Below are 18,764 nucleotides of genomic sequence, written 5' to 3' on the forward strand. Positions count from 1 at the left end.
TGAGGTAAGATTAATTTCTACTAAATCTACTTATTTTTTTACTCTAAAGCTAAAACCATGCCTTCTTTTGATATAGTAAGTAAAGTTGATGCGCAAACGTTAGACAATGCGGTTAACAATGCAAAAAAGGAAATCCTTAACCGTTACGATTTTAACGGCTCGAAAAGTACGATCGATCTGGATAAAAAAACAAACATCATTACCATTGTTACTGAAGATGATATGCGTTTAAAAGCCATAGAAGGTTCGATCATTTCGAGAATGATGAAACAGAACCTTGATCCTAAAAGTTTGGATTTTGGCGATGAACAACAGGCCTCGGGCAATATGATCCGGAAAGAGATCAGCATTAAAGAGGGCCTTGATAAAGACGCGGCTAAAAAAGTGGTGGCTAAGATCAAAGCCAGCGGGTTAAAAGTACAACCTTCAATCATGGACGATCAGGTACGGGTAACCGCAAAAAAAATCGACGATTTACAAGCAGTAATCAGTTTGTGCCGAAGCGAAGATTTCGGACAGCCATTGCAATACATTAATATGCGTAACTAATAGGGTTAACTGTTTAAATTGGTTAATTGACTACCTGTTTGTCGTCAGTTTACGAACGAACGTACACTTAACCAATTTGTACAACTAACCGATTAAACAACCTTACCATTAACCAGTTAAACAATGGAAATCAGCGAAAACGGTTTTATATTTTCAGATAAAAAGGAACTTTTAGATATTGAGGCTATCCACCATTATTTGAGTACAGAGTCTTACTGGGCTAAAAATATCCCGTTTGATATTGTAAAACGATCTATTGAACATTCGCTTTGCTTTGGCATTTACAAAGGCCATGAACAGGTAGGTTTTGCCCGGTGGATAACCGATAAGGCCACTTTTGCATGGCTCAGCGATGTATATATAAAAGAAAGCTACCGAGGTTTGGGCCTATCAAAGAAATTGATGTCATTTATGATCTTCCACCCCGATCTGCAAGGCCTTCGCCGTTACCAGTTAGCCACTTTAGATGCACATGGCCTGTATGAGCAATTCGGTTTTTCGGTAATCGAGAACCCGGAAAGGCTAATGGGGATTGTTATTCCCGATATTTACAGCAGAAGTGCAGAATAGACAAAAAACCTTTTTCAGTTTCCCTTGTTTTTAGTACACATCAAGTATAAGAAAACATGAAAAAGATATTCTTATTACCTGCAGCTTTTGCATTGGTACTTTCATTGGGTGCCTGCCAAACTGCAGATAAAAAATCAGCAACTACCAAAGACAGTGTTTCTGGTGATACTTCAATGGTTAACGGTACCCATAATATGGGATCTGAGAGTACCGAATCGGGTATTGATGAAGCTGGTGCAACTTTTTTAAGAAAAGCAACTGTAGGTGGGATTATGGAAGTTGAAGCCGCTAAAATTGCAGCGAATAATGCAAAAAGCGCAGAAGTAAAAGATTTTGCAGCCAAGATGCTTACCGATCATACGAAAGCCAACGGCGAACTAAAAGCTTTGGCTCAAAGCAAGAAGGTAATTACGCCTGATGTTTTGCCAGCTGACCAGCAGATCCACCTGGATGAAATGAAAAAAATAACCGGTGCCGCCTTTGATAAACATTATATGGAGATGATGGTTACGGATCATTATAAAACAGTAGCTTTGTTTAAAACTGGGGCTGAAAACCGCGATCAAAGTGTTAAGGCATGGGCCAACAACACGCTGAAAGTGATCGAATCGCATGATGAAATGGCAAAAAAGGTCATGGCCAATTTAAAATAATTGAATGAGCTTCAATAAAATTTAAAATCCCGAAATAATTATTTCGGGATTTTTTGTACCACCAGGCTTTATATTTTCCCTCGTAATTAGATCAATACAGAATAATAGTACTTTAGTTAAAATGTGTTAAAAACATTATTTTTTGTTACAATTTCTTTGAATAAAAAAATTAAAATTAACTTTCACCGTTAAAAACAAAAGTAGATAAATGAATACAAATAGAATTTTTAAGGCACTTTTTAGTGCTGCGCTCGTAGCTGCACTGCCTACTTTGGCCAACGCCCAAAAAGCGAATTGGCAAAATCTTGATCTTAAAAGTGATAGTACATTCGGAATCAGTACCGAAAAAGCATATAAAGAACTTTTAAAAGGTAAAAAATCGGTTAAAGTTATTGTAGCGGTTAATGATGGCGGTGTAGAAGCTACCCACGAAGATTTAAAACGAGTGATGTGGGTAAATACGAAAGAGATAGCTGGTAATGGCAAAGACGATGATAAAAACGGTTATATCGACGATATAAATGGCTGGAACTTTATCGGTGGTCCTAAAGAATCTATCAATTTCGAAACCTTAGAATTAACACGTTTGGTTCGCCGTGATCAGGCACGTTTTGCGAATACTACAGACGCAAACGTTGCTGAAAAGGATAAAAAAGACTGGGAAGCATTTAAAGCGGAACGCGCAGACCTTGAGAAACAATTGGCAGAAGCAAAAGAAAATCTCGCAGGCATTACCGGTTTCAAAAATGCTTTAGACGCAGTAGTGAAAAAAATAGGAAAAGAAAATCCTACACTGGAGGATTTTAAAAACTTTAAACCTACTACACAAGTTGAAGGCAGGATACAGAATGTATTGACACAGCAACTTGAAAAAGGAAGCTTTAAAGATTTTTACGAAGATCAGATTGTAGAAGGCTTGGATTATTATACGCGCCAGGCAAATTACAATTTAAACCTTGACTATGATCCACGTTCGATTGTTGGTGACGACCCAAACAATGTAAACGAAAAATTTTATGGCAATAACGATGTAGCCGGTCCGGATGCAATGCACGGTACACACGTAGCAGGAATTATTGCAGCCGATAGAACCAATAAACTTGGTATTTTAGGTGTGGCCGATAATGTAGCTATTATGGGAGTACGCTGTACACCAAATGGCGACGAAAGAGACAAAGATGTTGCAAATGCCATCCGTTACGCGGTTGATAATGGTGCTAAAGTAATTAACATGAGTTTTGGTAAGGCCTACAGCTGGAACAAAGAAATAGTTAACGAAGCCATGAAATATGCGGCTTCAAAAGATGTATTAATTGTACAGGCAGCCGGTAACGAAAACAAAAATATCGATGTGGAAAACAATTTCCCTAACCACAAAGATTTAGATGAGAAAACCATTTCATCGTGGATTACCGTTGGCGCTTCAGGTCCTACTGATGACGAAACATTAAAAGCCAGTTTCTCAAACTTTGGTAAAACGCAGGTAGATGTTTTTGCTCCCGGTGTTCAGATTTATTCTACCGTACCGGGTTCTAAATATAAAAAGTTAGATGGAACCAGCATGGCTTCTCCAGTAGTTGCCGGCTTAGCGGGTTTAATCCGTTCTTATTACCCAAAATTAACGGCTGCACAGGTAAAAGAAATTATTGTTAAATCGGTTACCAAGGTAAACCACAATGTAACTTACGCTAAAGGCGAAGAGCCAGATGCCGAGAAAGTATCGGTTCCATTCTCTGACCTTTGCATCAGCGGTGGTATTGTTAACGCATACAATGCATTAAAACTGGCTGCTACCTACTCAGGTAAAGCTACTGCCAAGTAAAAATATAATTGTTTTTAAACAACCTGCCCCTGCAAAAAAGAGGCAGGCTCCGTAAAATCGTCATTGCGAAAGGGAATAACAAAGCCTTTCGCAATGACGAAATTTCTTAAACCCGTCAATAGAGCAGCTTACCAAAGCCCATATTTTCTGCATTATTAAGCCTGTCGGATCCTCATTAAATTCAGTTAAGCCAATACCTTATCAGGCGTAATCGGCAAAGTTCTGATCCTTTTTCCTGTTGCATTGAAAACGGCATTGGCTACTGCCGCAGAAAAACCGATCAGTGCAATTTCTCCCATACCTTTGGCCCCCATTGGGTTAATATAAGGATCGGGTTTGTTGATAAAGTTCACATCTATTTCGGGCACATCGGCATTTACCGGAACATGGTAATCGGCAAAATTGTTGTTAATATACCGGCCATAACGATGGTCGATAACCGCTTCTTCTGTTAAAGCCATACCAATACCACCAACAGCACCACCCAGCATTTGGCTACGAGCAGTTTTTGGGCTTACGATTGTACCAGAATCGCCCACAGAAACAATTTTACTTACTTTTACCACTCCGGTCAACGCATGAACTTTTACCTGTACAAAGTGGATTGAAAAAGAATACATCGAATAATTATCCCTTTCCTTTCCACCCTGGCTCTCTTTGGTAGCTTCTACAGCAGGGAGGTTATTCTTCTTCAATACCTCAACAAAATTCGCAGCTGGATCCATCCCCGAGTGAATTGCAAGTTCGGAAATAGTCGATTTTAAAGCCTCACAAACGTCATTTACAGCCGATCCGACAGTAGATAAAGTAGCAGAACCACCCTGGCTGGGTGCAGGAGGTAAAGAAGAATCGCCCAGTTCGAACGTAATTTTATCCACCGGGATTTTCATCAGTTTATGGGCAATTAAGGTCATGCCTGTGCCTGTTCCGGGACCGATATCGCTTGTTGCACTTTGTAATAGCAAAGACCCATCGGCCTTTAAAATTCCTTTAACGCTGGCCTTTCCCCTATTGGCATTAAATACACCAACACTTACCCCATATCCGGTTTGCCATTGTCCTTCAACCAAACTACCGGGTTTATTTTTACGGTTGCTCCAGCCTATTTTTTCGGCACCGATTTTATAGGCTTCTTTAATATTCTTGCTTGAAAAAGGCTTGTTTTTCTGTTGATCCGTTTCAGGATCATTCTTAATCCTAAAATCCAGGGGATCCATATCCAAAGCATGCGCCATTTCATCGATGGCACTTTCCAGGGCAAAAGCTCCGGTTGCCTCGCCCGGGCCACGCATCCAAATCGGTACACCAAGATCTACCGGAACAATGGCATAAGAAGTATTCACATTATCGCACTGGTACATAAATTTGGCCATGTTCACCACGCCTTCGGTAAAGTTCTCGTATGTTGATGTTTCACCATAGGCACGGTGTGTAATGCCAGTTAATTTACCATCCTTATCTGCTCCTAAGCCTATGGTTTGGATAGCGGCAGGCCGGTTGCCCACCATGGTAAACATCTGGGCGCGCGTAATCACTACCTTTACCGGTTTACCAATGTGTTTGGAAGCCATTACCGTTGCAATTTCGAGTGGCCAGGTACGTAAAGCCATCCCGAAGCCACCGCCCACAAACTCCGAATTTACCTGTATATTTTCCAATGGGATTTTAAAAACGTTTGCAATGGTACCCTGGGTCGATTTTACACCCTGCGTTTTAGCATAAACGGTAAGCTGGTTATTTGGCCGCCAATCGGCAATCATGCCATGCAGTTCCATTGGATTATGTGTTTCTATCGGCAGAAAATACCTTTCTTCGAGTTTTACCTCAGCTGTTTTATAGGCATTTTCTATACCCCGTTTATAATCGGCCTGCCCTTGAAGTTTTTTTGCTTTTGGGTCTTTCAAGGCTTTTGCAAAATCGGTGTTAAACTCTTCCTTTGCATAAGTTGCCTTTACCAAAGAAGCTGCATATGTTGCCCTTTCGAAAGTATTGGCCACAACCATAGCAATTGGTTGTCCATTGTAAAATATTTTATCCGTATAAAAAATCTTCATCTGCGGCCCACCCTCCCGCTCGTAAGCTGTTACAGATGGTTTATTTAAATGCGAAACCACAGCAATTACGCCTGGCGCTTTTTCCGCTGCTTTTGTATCAAGTGCAGTAATTTTTCCTTTGGTAATGGTGCTTGTTACCAATACACCATAGGTTAGGCTAGGGAGTTCGTATTCTGCAAAATATTTAGCCTTTCCGGTAACTTTTAGAATTCCATCTACCCTATCCGTATCTTCTTTTAACATGCGCTTTTCCATAACTAAGCTTTCGATTTTGCAAGATTTAACGCTTCGATAATTGTATTAGGGGCCAGTTTAAGCTTGAAATTATTTTCGCCAAAGCCCTTGGCGCCTTTCATGGCCAATTCTGCCGCCTTTTCAAAATTTGATAAGGAAGCTTCTTTTCCGATAAGGAAATCCTCAGACGCCGTTAAGCGCCATGGTTTATGCGCCACGCCTCCCATTGCCAAACGGACATCGGTAATTTTATTATTGTTCAGCTCAAACGCTGCTGCCACCGAAACGAGCGCAAAAGCATAAGAAGCACGATCGCGCACTTTTAAATAGTGGTAGTTTTTAGCGAGATTATTTACCGGGATTTCCAGGCGGATAATCATTTCATCTGCCTTTAGATTATTGTCCAGCTGCGGTGTATCTCCCGCCAGGCGGTGAAAATCTTTAAAAGCCATTTTACGCTCGCCTTTGTTACTGGCCAGCACCACCTCGGCATTGAGGGCAGCTAAGGCAACACACATATCGCTGGGATGTACGGCAATACATTTTTCGGAAGTACCAAAAATGGCATGCATGCGGTTAAAACCTTCCATAGCACCGCAACCGGTACCGGGCTGGCGTTTATTACAGGGCATTTCGGTATCATAAAAATAACCGCAACGGGTACGCTGCATAATGTTGCCGCCCACTGTGGCTACATTACGCAGCTGGGCAGAAGCACCGGCCTGCAGCGCCCACGAAAGCAGGGGCAATTTTTCTTTGATCAAAGCATGTTCTGCAACCGCAGTATTGGTAGCCAGAGCCCCAATATGGATTTTACTTCCAACCAATTCGATCTGTTTTAAGGGAACATGATTGATATCGATCAGTTTTTCAGGTGCGATAACCCCTCTCTTCATCAGGTCGATCAGGTTGGTACCGCCAGCCAGAAATTTGGCATTTTTATCCTTTAGCAGTAATGAAATGGCCGATTTTGCCGAGCTCGTTCTTAAATACTGGAAATTGATCATACTGTTGCCCCTCCTTCCTTCACATCAACAATGGCATCAACAATATTCGGATAAGCTCCACACCTGCAGATGTTTCCACTCATGTATTCACTGATTTCTGCCCTCGAACCTGCATGCCCTTCCCGGATACAGGCCACCGCCGACATAATCTGCCCGGATGTACAATAACCACATTGAAAACCATCATGTTTGATAAAAGCTGCCTGCATAGGATGTAATTTATCACCATCGGCCAAACCTTCTATCGTGGTAATTTTCTTTCCTTCGTTCATCACCGCCAAACTTAAACAGGAGTTTACCCTTTGCCCGTCTACATGTACCGTACATGCACCGCACTGACCATGATCGCAACCTTTTTTGGTTCCGGTTAAATGCAGTTCTTCACGCAGGTAATCCAAAAGTGTTACCCTTGGCTCAACTGATGCTTTATATGCTTTATTATTTACGGTAAGGTTTAATGGGATTTTCTCGAAAAGTTCGGCAAAACGCTCATCTACATTATTTTCAGCTGCTTTGACCGCAATGCCCGGTGTTAAGGCTATCGCCGTAATCACAGAACTCTTTTTAAGGAAATCGCGTCTGCTATCGCCCTGATCAGGCTTTTTATCAGAAGGTCTCATATTTGGATGGGATTAGCTTTAGGATGTTCTTCTAAGTTCGGCATTCTAAATTTTAAATGGTATTAAATCAGAAATTTAGAATTGTTCTACAGAGCAATACTTTATATAACTCCCTGTAAGTAAAACATTAACAAAATAATTTCCAAAATGTTCATCCAATTTATACTTTTATAAAATGGACAATGTAAAACCACTACCCGATTTATCAGCAGAAGAACAACGCGTTTTAGGCTCATTAATTGAAAAAAGCCGCACCACGCCCGATTATTACCCCATGACATTGAACAGCTTAACAGCTGCCTGTAACCAAAAAAGTTCAAGAAATCCTGTAGTAAACTACGATGAAGAAACCGTTACGCTTACCCTAAACCAGCTTAAAATAAAAGGCCTCATCTCAACTGCAACGGGCGGATCGAGCCGTGCTACAAAATACAAGCATAACCTGGCGATAGTTTATCCTTTATTGCCATCGGAACTGGCCATTATCTGCCTTTTGCTTTTACGCGGACCGTTAACACCTGGCGAAATCAATAGCAATTCGGGCCGGTTATATGAATTTGAAAGCATAGAAGAAGTGCTGGAGCAACTCCAAAAATTATCGGATGATGAGCCCGCTTTCGTAAAACAGCTGGCCAAAAAAGCCGGACAAAAAGAGGCCCGTTTTGTGCACCTTTTGGGCGAACAGGTAGAAATGACCACGGAGACGGAAAACATTACAGCACCAGCTTTAAACACCACCGAACTGGAAAACCGCATCGAAAAACTGGAGTCTGAAGTACAGGAACTTAAAGAATTGGTTAATTTGCTGATGGATAAATAGCTTTCTTATTTATCTTTTAAAAAAGCAGTGTTTTTTTAACCATATCCTGATACATACCAATTTTTTTGGTTTCATTACAGGATATTAGCAAACAGGTTCGTATTTCGAAATAGTAGCACGGTTTCAGATGTACCTCACATTTCGTTACCCATTGGCAGTAAATGCAGTAATATAATCATCGCCTTATAAAGGCGACATTCAAGTGCAAATCAAGAATTTTAAGTGTTTTTCAGGCAAGATAATAATGTTCCGTAACCCAAACTGGTTATTGACAATATCTGTTAATATTTAGACAAGAAGATAAAATTTTTAATCAGGAATATTTATTTTATTTGTATTCTAATCAATTATAATTTATAACCAATCACATACATGTTTTCATTAAAAAATAAAAAAGCAATAGTTACGGGCGGAGGAAGTGGCATTGGAAAAGCTATTGCAACTATTTTAGCTAAGCAGGGCGCCGAAGTTCACATTATTGAACTGGGTACTGAACAGGCACAGGATACGATTAATGAAATTAAGGAAAATGGCGGCACAGCATTCAGCTACGGTTGCGATGTCTCCAATCATCAGGCTGTCCACGAAGTTTTTAACCAGATTGGACCGGTCAATATTCTGATTAATAATGCGGGGATTGCACATATCGGAAAAGCTGATACTACTCCGGAATCCGATTTTGACCGCGTAATGAATGTAAATGTCAAAGGCGTTTACAATTGTCTGCATGCGGCCATTCCAAAACTACGTTTAGCGGGTGGCGGTGTAATTATCAATATGGCATCAATTGCTGCATTGGTCGGCCTACCCGACCGTTTTGTGTACAGCGCAGCAAAAGGTGCAGTAAAAGCCATTACGATGAGTGTGGCTAAAGATTATATAGACGAGAACATCAGGTGTAATTCCATCTCTCCGGCAAGGGTACATACCCCTTTTGTAGATGGCTTTTTACAGAAAAACTATCCGGATAATATCCCTGAAATGTTCGAGAAACTTTCCAAAACACAACCTATAGGCAGAATGGCGAAACCCGAAGAGATAGGTGCGCTGGCTTTATACCTGTGCAGCGATGAAGCTTCTTTTATTACAGGCTGCGATTACCCAATTGATGGCGGATTTACTACCTTAAATAATTAATACAAAATTTTAAATATAATATAATGAAATTAATACGATTTGGCGAAGCGGGAGCTGAAAAACCAGGAGTAATTATAAACGATAATTATTTTGATGTTTCAGCATTTGTGAAAGATTACAATGAAGATTTTTTTGGTGGTGATGGCTTAGCGAAACTTGAAAAGGATATTGAATCTGCCGATCTGCCCCAGGTTGATAAAGGTGTACGCCTTGGTCCTGCTTTGGCACGTCCTTCCAAAATTATCTGTGTGGGCTTAAATTATAAAGACCATGCTGCAGAAACCAATGCGCCTATCCCTACAGAACCGATTTTATTCTTCAAGGCCACGTCTGCAATAGTTGGTCCGAATGATGACCTCATTATCCCAAAAAACAGCAAAAAAACCGACTGGGAAGTAGAATTAGCCATTGTTGTGGGCAAAAAAGCGAGTTATGTTTCAGAAGAAAATGCTTTAGAACACATTGCAGGTTATGTATTGCACAACGACTACAGCGAACGTGAATTTCAGATCGAAAGAAATGGCCAATGGGTAAAAGGAAAAAGCTGCGATACTTTTGCACCAATCGGGCCTTTTATTGCTACGCAGGATGAAATTGCCGACGTACACAATCTTCGCCTGTGGTTAACCGTAAACGGAAAAACATTACAGGATGGAAATACTTCCAACCTGATTTTTAATGTACCGTTTATGATCTCATACATCAGCCAGTTTATGACCCTTTTACCTGGTGATGTGATTACCACAGGAACGCCTGCCGGTGTAGGTTTGGGCCAGAAACCTGAGCCCTGGTACTTAAAAGCCGGTGATGTAGTTGAACTGGGAATTGATGGTTTGGGCTCAAGTAAACAAACAGTTAAAGCCTACAGCGAAAATTAATATGAAAAGATACTGCCTGGCATTAGATCTTATAAATGATGAAAAGCTGATAGAAGAATATAAACATTATCATCAATCGGTATGGCCGGAGATTAAGGAAAGCATAAGTTCTTCGGGTATCGAAAACATGGAGATATATCTGCTTGGTAACCGGCTATTTATGATCATGGAAGTTAACGAAAACTTCTCTTTTGATGAAAAGGCAAAAGCTGATTTGGCCAATCCAAAAGTACAGGAATGGGAAACTTTAATGTGGAAATTCCAACAGGCATTGCCATGTGCAAAACCAGGTGAGAAATGGATTTTAATGGACCAGATTTTTAAACTTTAATCCTTTTTTATGATTGATACACACGTTCATTTTTGGAATTTTGATCCGGTTAGAGATAGCTGGATCAGTGAAGATATGATGGCTATCCGGAAAGATTTTGCTCCGGAGAACCTTTTGAGTGTTTATAACGATCTTCAGATTACCGGTTGCATTGCGGTACAGGCAAATCAGTCAGAAGAAGAAAATCATTTTCTACTGACTCTCGCCGGGCAAAATGAAATTATAAAAGGCATTGTAGGTTGGGTAGACCTCCTTAACCCTAATCTGGATGAACGTTTAAGCTATTGGCACAATTATAAGACCATTAAAGGCTGGCGACATGTACTGCAGGCAGAAAACCGTGATTTTATCCTTAATCCAGCTTTCATTACAGGGGTTAAACAGTTAAAAAAATATAATTATACTTACGATTTATTGTGTTACCACAATCAGTTGAAAGACATTATAGAAATGGTTGATCAAATTCCCGATCAACCATTGGTATTGGATCATTGTGGCAAACCAGACGTGAAAAGTCAGGATTTGGCTGACTGGGCAACCAATATCAAAATACTGGCTTCCAACCCTAATGTACGTTGCAAAGTATCGGGCTTACTAGCCGAGGCCGATTGGAAAAACTGGACTGAGAAAGAACTTTTTAACTGCTTTGATGTGGTATTTGAACAATTTGGTACAGCAAGAATCATGTACGGCAGCGATTGGCCCGTAATGCTGATCAGCAGACCTTACCAGGACTGGTTTAACCTGGTAAATAAATACACAGAACAATTTACCGCTGAAGAAAGGAAATTGATTTTTTCTGATAATGCTAAAGCTTTCTACAAGCTATAAAAAGCTTTTTGATAGGTTTGGTGCTGTTGGTCGGTACCTTAATCGGTATAAACCATGCAGAGCCGATAGTACAGGATGGAAATCACGATATATTGTGTTAGTTTTCGATTTTTAACGCCTGCGACCAAGACAATAAATTAAATAATGAGTAAAAAAATTACCTTTCCTTATCACCCTCAGTACCCTTCGGTAGCTGACCTTAGACGTAAAGCAAAAAGAAGAATACCTAAATTTGCATTCGATTATTTGGAAGGCGGTTGCAACGAAGGGTTGAATCTGGTCCGTAACGAAACAGATTTCGATAATATATACCTAAAGCCAAACTATTTACGCTCAGGTGGAGATATTGATATGTCGGTTGAGCTTTTTGGCCGTAAATATAGTGCCCCTTTTGGCATTTCCCCTATTGGTTTGCAAGGTCTAATGTGGCCCAACGCACCTGAAATTCTGGCCAAGGCAGCAGCTAAGCACGACATTCCATACACACTAAGTACGGTATCTACCAGCAGCATCGAACGCATTGCAGAAGTTTCGGAAGGGAAAGCCTGGTTTCAGCTTTATCACCCTACAGAAAACAAACTAAGGGATGATATTTTATCCCGTTTAAAAGCGGTTGAGTGCCCGGTATTGGTCGTATTGGTAGATGTTCCCGCCTTCGGATTAAGGTATAAGGAAATTAAAAGCGGCCTTTCTATACCACCTAAAATGTCGGTAAGCAATATTTTACAGGCATTCGCAAGACCATTATGGGGGATTAAAACACTACAGCATGGCATCCCTTCATTTGCCACCTTAAAACCTTATATGGAAAAAGGCATGGACATGTCACAGCTGGGGCAGTTTATGAACCGAACATTTACAGGAAAAGTAGATGTTGAAAAGGTTTCAGCCATTCGTGAAATCTGGAAAGGTCCGTTGGTATTAAAAGGCATAGCTACCGATGAAGATATGCAGGCAGCCATACAGATTGGCGTTGACGGGGTTATTGTTTCAAATCATGGTGGAAGACAAATCGATGCTGGTGAATCATCAATCAATTCTTTAATCAAACTCGCCGGAAACGAAGCATATAAATCAAAGCTCAAGATCATGTTGGATGGAGGAATCCGTTCGGGTGTTGATTTGGCAAGGGCTCATGCTGTAGGCTCTGAGTTCAACTTTATGGGCCGTCCGTTTATGTATGGCGTTGGCGCATTGGGGGATGAAGGCGGAGAGCATACCATTAATATGTTTAAAACCCATCTGTACCAGATTATGCAACAGGTCACGATAGAAAAAATTTCGCAATTCCCGGAGAGGTTATTAACAGTATAAAACTGGCTGTATCATAAACCTAAGTTTATCCGGAAGTCTGTTATGATAAAAAAACCTCGCTGGTTTTAAAAACCAGCGAGGTCTATCTTTCACTTGCAGTTAACCAATTTTTAAACAATTATCCAGTTAACCTTTTTCGACGAATAAACTTACTTCGAAAACTTGTAGGTTGTACTCGTTTTATACGTTTCGCCAGGTTTAAGCACTGTTGATGCAAAATTCGGATGGTTTGGTGCATCAGGGAAATGTTGTGTTTCTAAACAGAAAGCAGAACGGTGCGGGTAAGATTTACCACCTTTACCATCTTTATCAGCTCCGGTTAAGAAATTGCCACTGTAAAACTGTAAGCCAGGTTCAGTGGTAATAATCGATAAAATAATACCTGTTTTAGGGCTTTTTACCACGGCCACCGGCGTTTTACCATCGTGATGTGTTAAGGCAAAATTGTGATCGTAACCTTTACCAAATTTCAATTGCTCGTCGGCATCGCCAATTTGTTTGCCAATAAGTTTGGCTTTGGTAAAGTCGAAAGCAGTGCCGGCAACAGGTTGTAATTTTCCGGTTGGGATTAAGGTTGAATCTACCGGTGTATAAGCATTTGCATCAATGGTCAGCTCGTGATCTAAAATAGTACTGTCTCCTTCACCGTTCAAGTTAAAATAAGCATGGTTGGTTAAGTTTACAATAGTTGTTTTATCAGTGGTTGCCTGATAATCAATTTGCAGGGCATTGTCCTCTGTTAAAGTATAAATTACCTTCACATCCAGCTTACCAGGATAACCTGCTTCGCCATCTTTCGATACATAGCTCAGCTCAAGCTTGGTGCTATCCAGTTGTTTGGCATCCCACACTTTACCATAAAAACCATCGGTACCGCCGTGCAGGGTATTTACACCATCGTTAAGCTGTAGCTGATATTCTTTGCCCTCTAAGGTAAATTTTCCTTTGCCAATGCGGTTTCCATACCGGCCAATTAAGGCGCCGAAAAATGGTTCGCCTTTTTTACGGTACGCACCTATGCTATCATAACCTAAAACCACATCGGTTAATTTATTGTTTTTGTCAGGAACTAAAAGAGAAATTACCCTGCCACCGTAGTTGGTAATCGATACCGAAGCGCCTTTTTTATTTTTTAGCGTATAAAGTTTAACTGCCTTACCATCAATGGTTGTGCTGTACTTTAAAGAATCTTGTTGTGTGCCCTTTGCTGCACTTTTATCGGTTCCAGAGTTGCACGAACTGAAAGCGAGGGCTAAACATAAGGTAGCCAGCGGTAATGCCCTAAGAAATTGTTTTTTCATCAGTTATTATTGTTTTAAAGTTGATGAAGCAATGGTGGATTTTACATGATAAACACCTGATGCTTGCATATAGATTTATTTTTGGTTAAGGCTAATGTATGAAAAATTATTAACGTCAGCTTAACGATTATAATATTATTTCTGTTAATATTCACGATCATTCCCTACATCAAAAAAAATCACATAATTTAGCAAGTATATGCATAATTTAAATTTCAGGCCAAAAGCTTTTCTTTTTGATTTAAACGGAACCATGATTAACGACATGGAGTACCATACCTTAGCCTGGCATAGCATTATGACCGAAGATTTAGGCGCTGCACTGGATTATGAAAGTGTAAAAAAGGAAATGTACGGCAAAAACCACGAAGTGCTTGAGCGTGTTTTTGGCAAAGATAAGTTTAGCCCGGCCCAAATTGAGCGCCTTTCGGCAGATAAAGAAAAACGTTACCAGGCTGGTTATTTACCTCATTTAGCTTTGATAGATGGGTTAGATAACTTTTTGGAGCGGGCAAAGGCTGCACAGATTCCAATGGCGATTGGCTCGGCAGCAATTCCTTTCAATATTGATTTCGTAATAGATGGGTTAAATATCCGACATTATCTGAAGGCCATTGTAAGTGCCGACGATGTGCATACGAGTAAGCCCGATCCCGAAACCTTTTTAAAGGCCGCCCAGGCATTGGGTATTGTTCCGGCCGACTGTCTGGTTTTTGAGGATGCGCCCAAGGGTGTCGAATCGGCTTTAAATGCAGGTATGCCCTGTTTAGTATTAACCACAACACATACAATCGAAGAATTTGAACATTATCCGAATATCTTAGGTTATATTGCAGATTATAACGATGCTAAATTAAATACGCTATTTTAACATGGGAAAATATTTAAATCAAAAACCTGTTCTTGTTGCAGTAGACTGCATTATTTTTGGATACGATGGCGATCAGTTAAAACTTTTGGTCATAAAAAGAGCGATAGAACCGATTAAAGACAAATGGAGTTTAATGGGGGGGTTTATTGGCGAAAATGAAGATCTTGATGGCGCAGCTAAAAGGATTTTATTGGAATTGACAGGATTACACGATGTTTACCTGGAACAGCTTCATGCTTATGGTAGCCCAGACCGTGATCCTATTGAACGTACCGTTTCTGTAGTCTACTTTGCTCTTATCGATATTCATAAATACAGTAAACAGATCAATGATCAGTACCATGCAGAGTGGTTTAAACTAAAAGAAGTTCCGGAATTAATTTTCGACCACAATGTGATGGTTAAGGCCGCCATGGATAAAATCCGTTATCAGGCAGCCCTCCATCCTATTTTATTTGAGCTTTTACCAAAACGGTTTACCATACCGCAATTACAGACTTTATACGAACAAGTTTACGATTCGCCGATAGATAACCGGAACTTTATACGCAAAATTACCGCCAGCGGACTATTGATCAAACAGAGCGATAAGGATAAATCGAGTTCGCGCCGCGGGGCTTTTTATTTTAAACTGGATAAAAATAAACACAAGGCACAATTCCAGTCGTTTTTAAATTTTATACCTAAAACAAGTAAATAAGGGACTAAAGAATTGTTGCAGCATAAAATAAATTTTAGAATTATTTTATGCCTACAACATTTAAAAGCGGGCAGTTAACATAGCCTGTTTTGAGCAGCAAAAAAACATCAAAATATTTTCAAAAAAAATATTTGCAACAAAACGATAAATCCCTATATTTGCACCTCCTTAAACAAAAGGAAATGATTCCGTAGCTCAGCTGGTAGAGCATTACACTTTTAATGTAGTGGTCCTGGGTTCGAATCCCAGCGGGATCACAAAATGCCTCAATCCAAATTGAGGCATTTTTCATTAAAGAGATATATACTAATCGGTTAACGCTGCTAACCGACCGGTATTAGTCACAGTTTTTTTGTTTAGTAAGTGAATCAAGATGTTGTAATAATTTCGGAATTCTATAATCTCCAGCCATACTACCGATGTATTCAACTGCTTTATCAGGATCAAGACCTATTGAGGTTATGAAAAGAGGATTTTTACTTTCACCTCTCTTTAATTCTCTTTTGTTATTTACAAGTGATGCAAAATTAGTTTTAGCAACCCCTATTATTGGTACCTTTTCTTCTAATTGTTTATATAAATGACCTCCTAAGCCCAATCTATTATTGTCATCTAAAAAAACGAATCCGTCTACCACAATTACATCTATTTTTTTGAACTTGATTTTTTTTAATAAACTTAGAATGCAAGGTAATTCCCTCTTGTAAAATTCACCAGGAATATATTCCTCAATGTCTTCAAGAATTTCATAATAAACCGAGAAATCATTCGTCGTTGTCCAGTTTTCAAAAGCCAGACATACTGTTTTCGCTTTATTATCGTAGTAATACGAATCAAAAGATAGAATCATCAAATTTTCAAATTATTATTAATGGGGATTAATCTGTCTGATATACTTAATGTATACGACAGTTTAGGATAAACGAAATCTAAAAGGCGATTTTCCTGTCCACGAAGCTTAAAGAATTCTGTTTTTTGTTCCTCAGTGGCCAACTCTAATAATTGTCCATTAGAAAAATAAGCTAAGTTATCCTTAAATTCAATGAATGTTTTTGATTTTCTAAATGTTATACCTAGCCATTTATTACCTGATTGCAAGGATTTTTGATGGGAGATCTGATCTAATACAATTTTATGAAGAAACTTGTTGTTCGTTCCCACGGAAAACAAAATCACTGAATTATGTGTCAATAGAATTTCAAGCTCTTCATTACCACCTTTTTCTTTTACAATTAATTTTCTCAGCTGATTGTCGGACAATTCTTCCGGATTTTTATAACAAGAAAAAAGTCCAATATATGAATTAGCATCCAAATCAAGATTTTGGTCAGAATGATAATTCATTTTGGAATAATTAAAATCATAAACTTCAATTAAAGCATTATTGAAATCAACAGATGAAAAATCATTCAATTCATTATTTTTAATTACAAGATTTATATTTTCAATTATAAAATCGTGAATACTACAGAAATTTTGTGCAGCTATATGATATGCAGTTGTGGTTCTAACGATTGGTACACCCTTTTCTCCGACCTTTACCAGATGATTCCCCATTCTCCCTTTGCCGACATTTTCAAAATCAACAGAATTAATTAATTCTTCATATAAATTTGCATTAAATGAAAGTGCGAATTTTTGAAATCTGGAATTCATAATTATTCAATAAATTATGTTAGTATATGGGCCTTTTATAATCACCAGAATTCATACTAAAATGAATTCTACCATAATCGATTATACTTTTAGTTGTATTTTCCTGGTAATAAGAATTTCGTAAATCTTCAAGCATTTCGACAGTCATATCCTCAAGTTTGATGATATTATTATTCTCCTTAATATACGTTTGATCATTTATATATATGGCTTCCAGATTAGAACAACGTACCACGTATCCCATTCTTGTAGGCATTTGATCAATGCTTAACATAGATGGTTTTATTTCATGAGTATATAATCTGTTTGTTGAAAGAGGAATAATAAAGACTGAATTAGGATATAGAGTTACACTAAATTCTTTGGTCAAAGTGTGATCTTCAACTGATTTTTTTAGCTTGAAGTGAAGTCTTGTCAAAGCACTTGTTTCCTTATAACACCAATCATATCTATCAGTTTTGGAAGGTTTTATCTTGTCCGCACTTGACATGTCATAGAAAGTGCAAAAAGCAATGAGTCCATCTTTAGGCATATCTTTCGTTTTGTCAGAATGCGCATTAATTTTCGATTTTATTTCTTTCTGATTTTCTTTCCTTTGGTTCTCGTAGATCTGCGCTAATACGTGATTCAATTTCGTTTCATTCTCAAAAACATATTTTGCAGAATCATTTAAAAGATCAATTATTTTACGGTCTGTATTGCGAAAGTTGTCTGTTGGCCCAGTTAAATTACTTGAGCATCTCAATAGTCTAAAATGGAATATTTCGTCTTTCTCACTTGTTTCTTCTTTCAAAATCTCCGTCAGATATATTCCTTTTCTAAATGATTTTGACTCCTTTGTTGATTCCGTTAATTCCTGAAATTCATGCTCAGTTTTGATGTTATAAAAATAATCACCATGAAATAAACTTCTAAAATAAACCCCGGCATTACTAACTATAATAGGAACTTCTCCAAGTTCAACCACATGTATATTGTCATCATTGACCAAATTATTGTAATTACTTGAAAATTCTCTTATAATATATATTTGTATTTTATCCAACTTGATGTCGCTCAGGTCTCCACAGATATAGAGTCTTTTACCTATTGTGGACTGTGCTTCCGGGAGTGAATTCACTACTTTCCCGCAGAAATTCTCAATCAGATAGCTAATATCTAAGTGTAGCTCTTTCTTTTCAAACAAAACAATGAGTATATTTTTGTCTTTCGAAATTTGATTTTCAATTCCTTCCATTTTGATTTGTTATTTTATAAAATTGTGGCTCCTTCTCAAATATACATAACTAACCATGGTTTCAAAATTTTAAAAAAACGCTGAAATTAATAATACCTCATTGATTTAATCAGGAGATTAATTGTATATTTTAATATAGCAATGCAGTTAAAAACGTACAAATAAAATGGTGAGCGATT

19 protein-coding genes and 1 tRNA gene are annotated in these 18,764 nt (G+C 38.7%); 13 read left to right on the top strand and 7 right to left on the bottom strand.

Going from position 1 to position 18,764, the window contains the following annotated elements:
- Positions 1-57: 57 nt before the first annotated feature.
- From ACFSR6_RS05440 to ACFSR6_RS05455, 4 genes are all read left to right on the top strand, one after another.
- Positions 58-549 (top strand): YajQ family cyclic di-GMP-binding protein, encoded by a 492-nt coding sequence (locus ACFSR6_RS05440; RefSeq protein WP_379076005.1) that lies wholly within the window; start codon positions 58-60, stop codon positions 547-549.
- A gap of 123 nt (positions 550-672) precedes the next feature.
- Entirely contained in the window at positions 673-1,119 is a 447-nt protein-coding gene (locus tag ACFSR6_RS05445; protein ID WP_379076008.1) for a GNAT family N-acetyltransferase, read from the top strand.
- Between the two features lie 56 nt (positions 1,120-1,175).
- Positions 1,176-1,772, top strand: a complete 597-nt coding sequence (locus ACFSR6_RS05450) for a DUF4142 domain-containing protein (protein ID WP_379076011.1) — start codon at positions 1,176-1,178, stop codon at positions 1,770-1,772.
- A gap of 208 nt (positions 1,773-1,980) precedes the next feature.
- Entirely contained in the window at positions 1,981-3,594 is a 1,614-nt protein-coding gene (locus ACFSR6_RS05455) for a S8 family peptidase (protein WP_379076014.1), read from the top strand.
- Positions 3,595-3,779: 185 nt separating this feature from the next.
- On the opposite strand, the gene ACFSR6_RS05460 is transcribed toward ACFSR6_RS05455, so the two are convergent.
- Genes ACFSR6_RS05460 through ACFSR6_RS05470 form a run of 3 tightly spaced genes read right to left on the bottom strand, consistent with a single transcriptional unit; the run spans position 3,780 to position 7,509 of the window.
- Positions 3,780-5,903 (bottom strand): xanthine dehydrogenase family protein molybdopterin-binding subunit, encoded by a 2,124-nt coding sequence (locus tag ACFSR6_RS05460; RefSeq protein WP_379076017.1) that lies wholly within the window; start codon positions 5,901-5,903, stop codon positions 3,780-3,782.
- 2 nt (positions 5,904-5,905) lie between these two features.
- The gene (locus ACFSR6_RS05465) at positions 5,906-6,889 is read right to left on the bottom strand and encodes an FAD binding domain-containing protein (RefSeq protein WP_379076020.1); all 984 of its coding nucleotides are present in this window, start codon (positions 6,887-6,889) and stop codon (positions 5,906-5,908) included.
- Positions 6,886-7,509: a (2Fe-2S)-binding protein gene (locus ACFSR6_RS05470; protein ID WP_379076023.1), complete on the bottom strand. Its 624-nt coding sequence runs from the start codon at positions 7,507-7,509 to the stop codon at positions 6,886-6,888. Before ACFSR6_RS05470 ends, ACFSR6_RS05465 begins: the two co-directional genes overlap by 4 nt.
- Positions 7,510-7,684: 175 nt before the next feature.
- Between ACFSR6_RS05470 and ACFSR6_RS05475 the strand changes: the two genes are divergently transcribed.
- The 6 genes from ACFSR6_RS05475 to ACFSR6_RS05500 all read left to right on the top strand — a co-directional run bounded on the left by ACFSR6_RS05475 (position 7,685) and on the right by ACFSR6_RS05500 (position 12,820).
- The gene (locus ACFSR6_RS05475) at positions 7,685-8,329 is read left to right on the top strand and encodes a YceH family protein (RefSeq protein ID WP_379076026.1); all 645 of its coding nucleotides are present in this window, start codon (positions 7,685-7,687) and stop codon (positions 8,327-8,329) included.
- 372 nt (positions 8,330-8,701) lie between these two features.
- Positions 8,702-9,466 (top strand): SDR family NAD(P)-dependent oxidoreductase, encoded by a 765-nt coding sequence (locus ACFSR6_RS05480; RefSeq protein ID WP_379076029.1) that lies wholly within the window; start codon positions 8,702-8,704, stop codon positions 9,464-9,466.
- A gap of 23 nt (positions 9,467-9,489) precedes the next feature.
- On the top strand, positions 9,490-10,344 hold the full coding sequence (locus tag ACFSR6_RS05485; RefSeq protein ID WP_379076031.1) for a fumarylacetoacetate hydrolase family protein: 855 nt from the start codon (positions 9,490-9,492) through the stop codon (positions 10,342-10,344).
- A gap of 1 nt (position 10,345) precedes the next feature.
- Positions 10,346-10,675, top strand: a complete 330-nt coding sequence (locus ACFSR6_RS05490) for an L-rhamnose mutarotase (protein WP_379076034.1) — start codon at positions 10,346-10,348, stop codon at positions 10,673-10,675.
- A gap of 9 nt (positions 10,676-10,684) precedes the next feature.
- Positions 10,685-11,506 carry an amidohydrolase family protein gene (locus ACFSR6_RS05495; protein ID WP_379076037.1) on the top strand — a complete coding sequence of 274 codons (822 nt, stop codon included), beginning with the start codon at positions 10,685-10,687 and terminating at the stop codon, positions 11,504-11,506.
- Between the two features lie 144 nt (positions 11,507-11,650).
- Positions 11,651-12,820 carry an alpha-hydroxy acid oxidase gene (locus tag ACFSR6_RS05500; RefSeq protein WP_379076039.1) on the top strand — a complete coding sequence of 390 codons (1,170 nt, stop codon included), beginning with the start codon at positions 11,651-11,653 and terminating at the stop codon, positions 12,818-12,820.
- A 149-nt stretch (positions 12,821-12,969) separates the two neighbouring features.
- Here ACFSR6_RS05500 and ACFSR6_RS05505 read toward each other — a convergent pair whose 3' ends face one another.
- Positions 12,970-14,121, bottom strand: coding sequence for an aldose epimerase family protein (locus tag ACFSR6_RS05505; protein WP_379076042.1), 1,152 nt, complete (start codon positions 14,119-14,121; stop codon positions 12,970-12,972).
- A gap of 199 nt (positions 14,122-14,320) precedes the next feature.
- On the opposite strand from ACFSR6_RS05505, the gene ACFSR6_RS05510 reads away from it, so the two are divergent.
- The 3 genes from ACFSR6_RS05510 (at position 14,321) to ACFSR6_RS05520 (ending at position 15,949) form a co-directional block, all read left to right on the top strand.
- Positions 14,321-14,992 carry an HAD family hydrolase gene (locus ACFSR6_RS05510; RefSeq protein WP_379076045.1) on the top strand — a complete coding sequence of 224 codons (672 nt, stop codon included), beginning with the start codon at positions 14,321-14,323 and terminating at the stop codon, positions 14,990-14,992.
- Position 14,993: 1 nt separating this feature from the next.
- On the top strand, positions 14,994-15,692 hold the full coding sequence (locus tag ACFSR6_RS05515; RefSeq protein WP_379076048.1) for an NUDIX hydrolase: 699 nt from the start codon (positions 14,994-14,996) through the stop codon (positions 15,690-15,692).
- A gap of 184 nt (positions 15,693-15,876) precedes the next feature.
- A tRNA-Lys gene (locus tag ACFSR6_RS05520) sits at positions 15,877-15,949 on the top strand.
- An 80-nt stretch (positions 15,950-16,029) separates the two neighbouring features.
- On the opposite strand, the gene ACFSR6_RS05525 is transcribed toward ACFSR6_RS05520, so the two are convergent.
- The 3 genes from ACFSR6_RS05525 to ACFSR6_RS05535 are packed head-to-tail and all read right to left on the bottom strand — an operon-like array spanning position 16,030 to position 18,585.
- A complete protein-coding gene (locus tag ACFSR6_RS05525) occupies positions 16,030-16,542 on the bottom strand; it encodes an endonuclease V (protein ID WP_379076051.1) in 513 nt (170 codons plus the stop codon).
- Positions 16,542-17,348, bottom strand: a complete 807-nt coding sequence (locus ACFSR6_RS05530; protein WP_379076054.1) for a hypothetical protein — start codon at positions 17,346-17,348, stop codon at positions 16,542-16,544. The genes ACFSR6_RS05525 and ACFSR6_RS05530 overlap by 1 nt, the downstream gene beginning before the upstream one ends.
- Positions 17,349-17,367: 19 nt before the next feature.
- Positions 17,368-18,585, bottom strand: coding sequence for a hypothetical protein (locus ACFSR6_RS05535; RefSeq protein ID WP_379076057.1), 1,218 nt, complete (start codon positions 18,583-18,585; stop codon positions 17,368-17,370).
- Positions 18,586-18,764 lie beyond the last annotated feature (179 nt).

Origin of the sequence: Pedobacter vanadiisoli (genome assembly GCF_042684385.1) — a bacterium.
Classification (GTDB): Bacteria; Bacteroidota; Bacteroidia; order Sphingobacteriales; family Sphingobacteriaceae; genus Pedobacter; species Pedobacter vanadiisoli.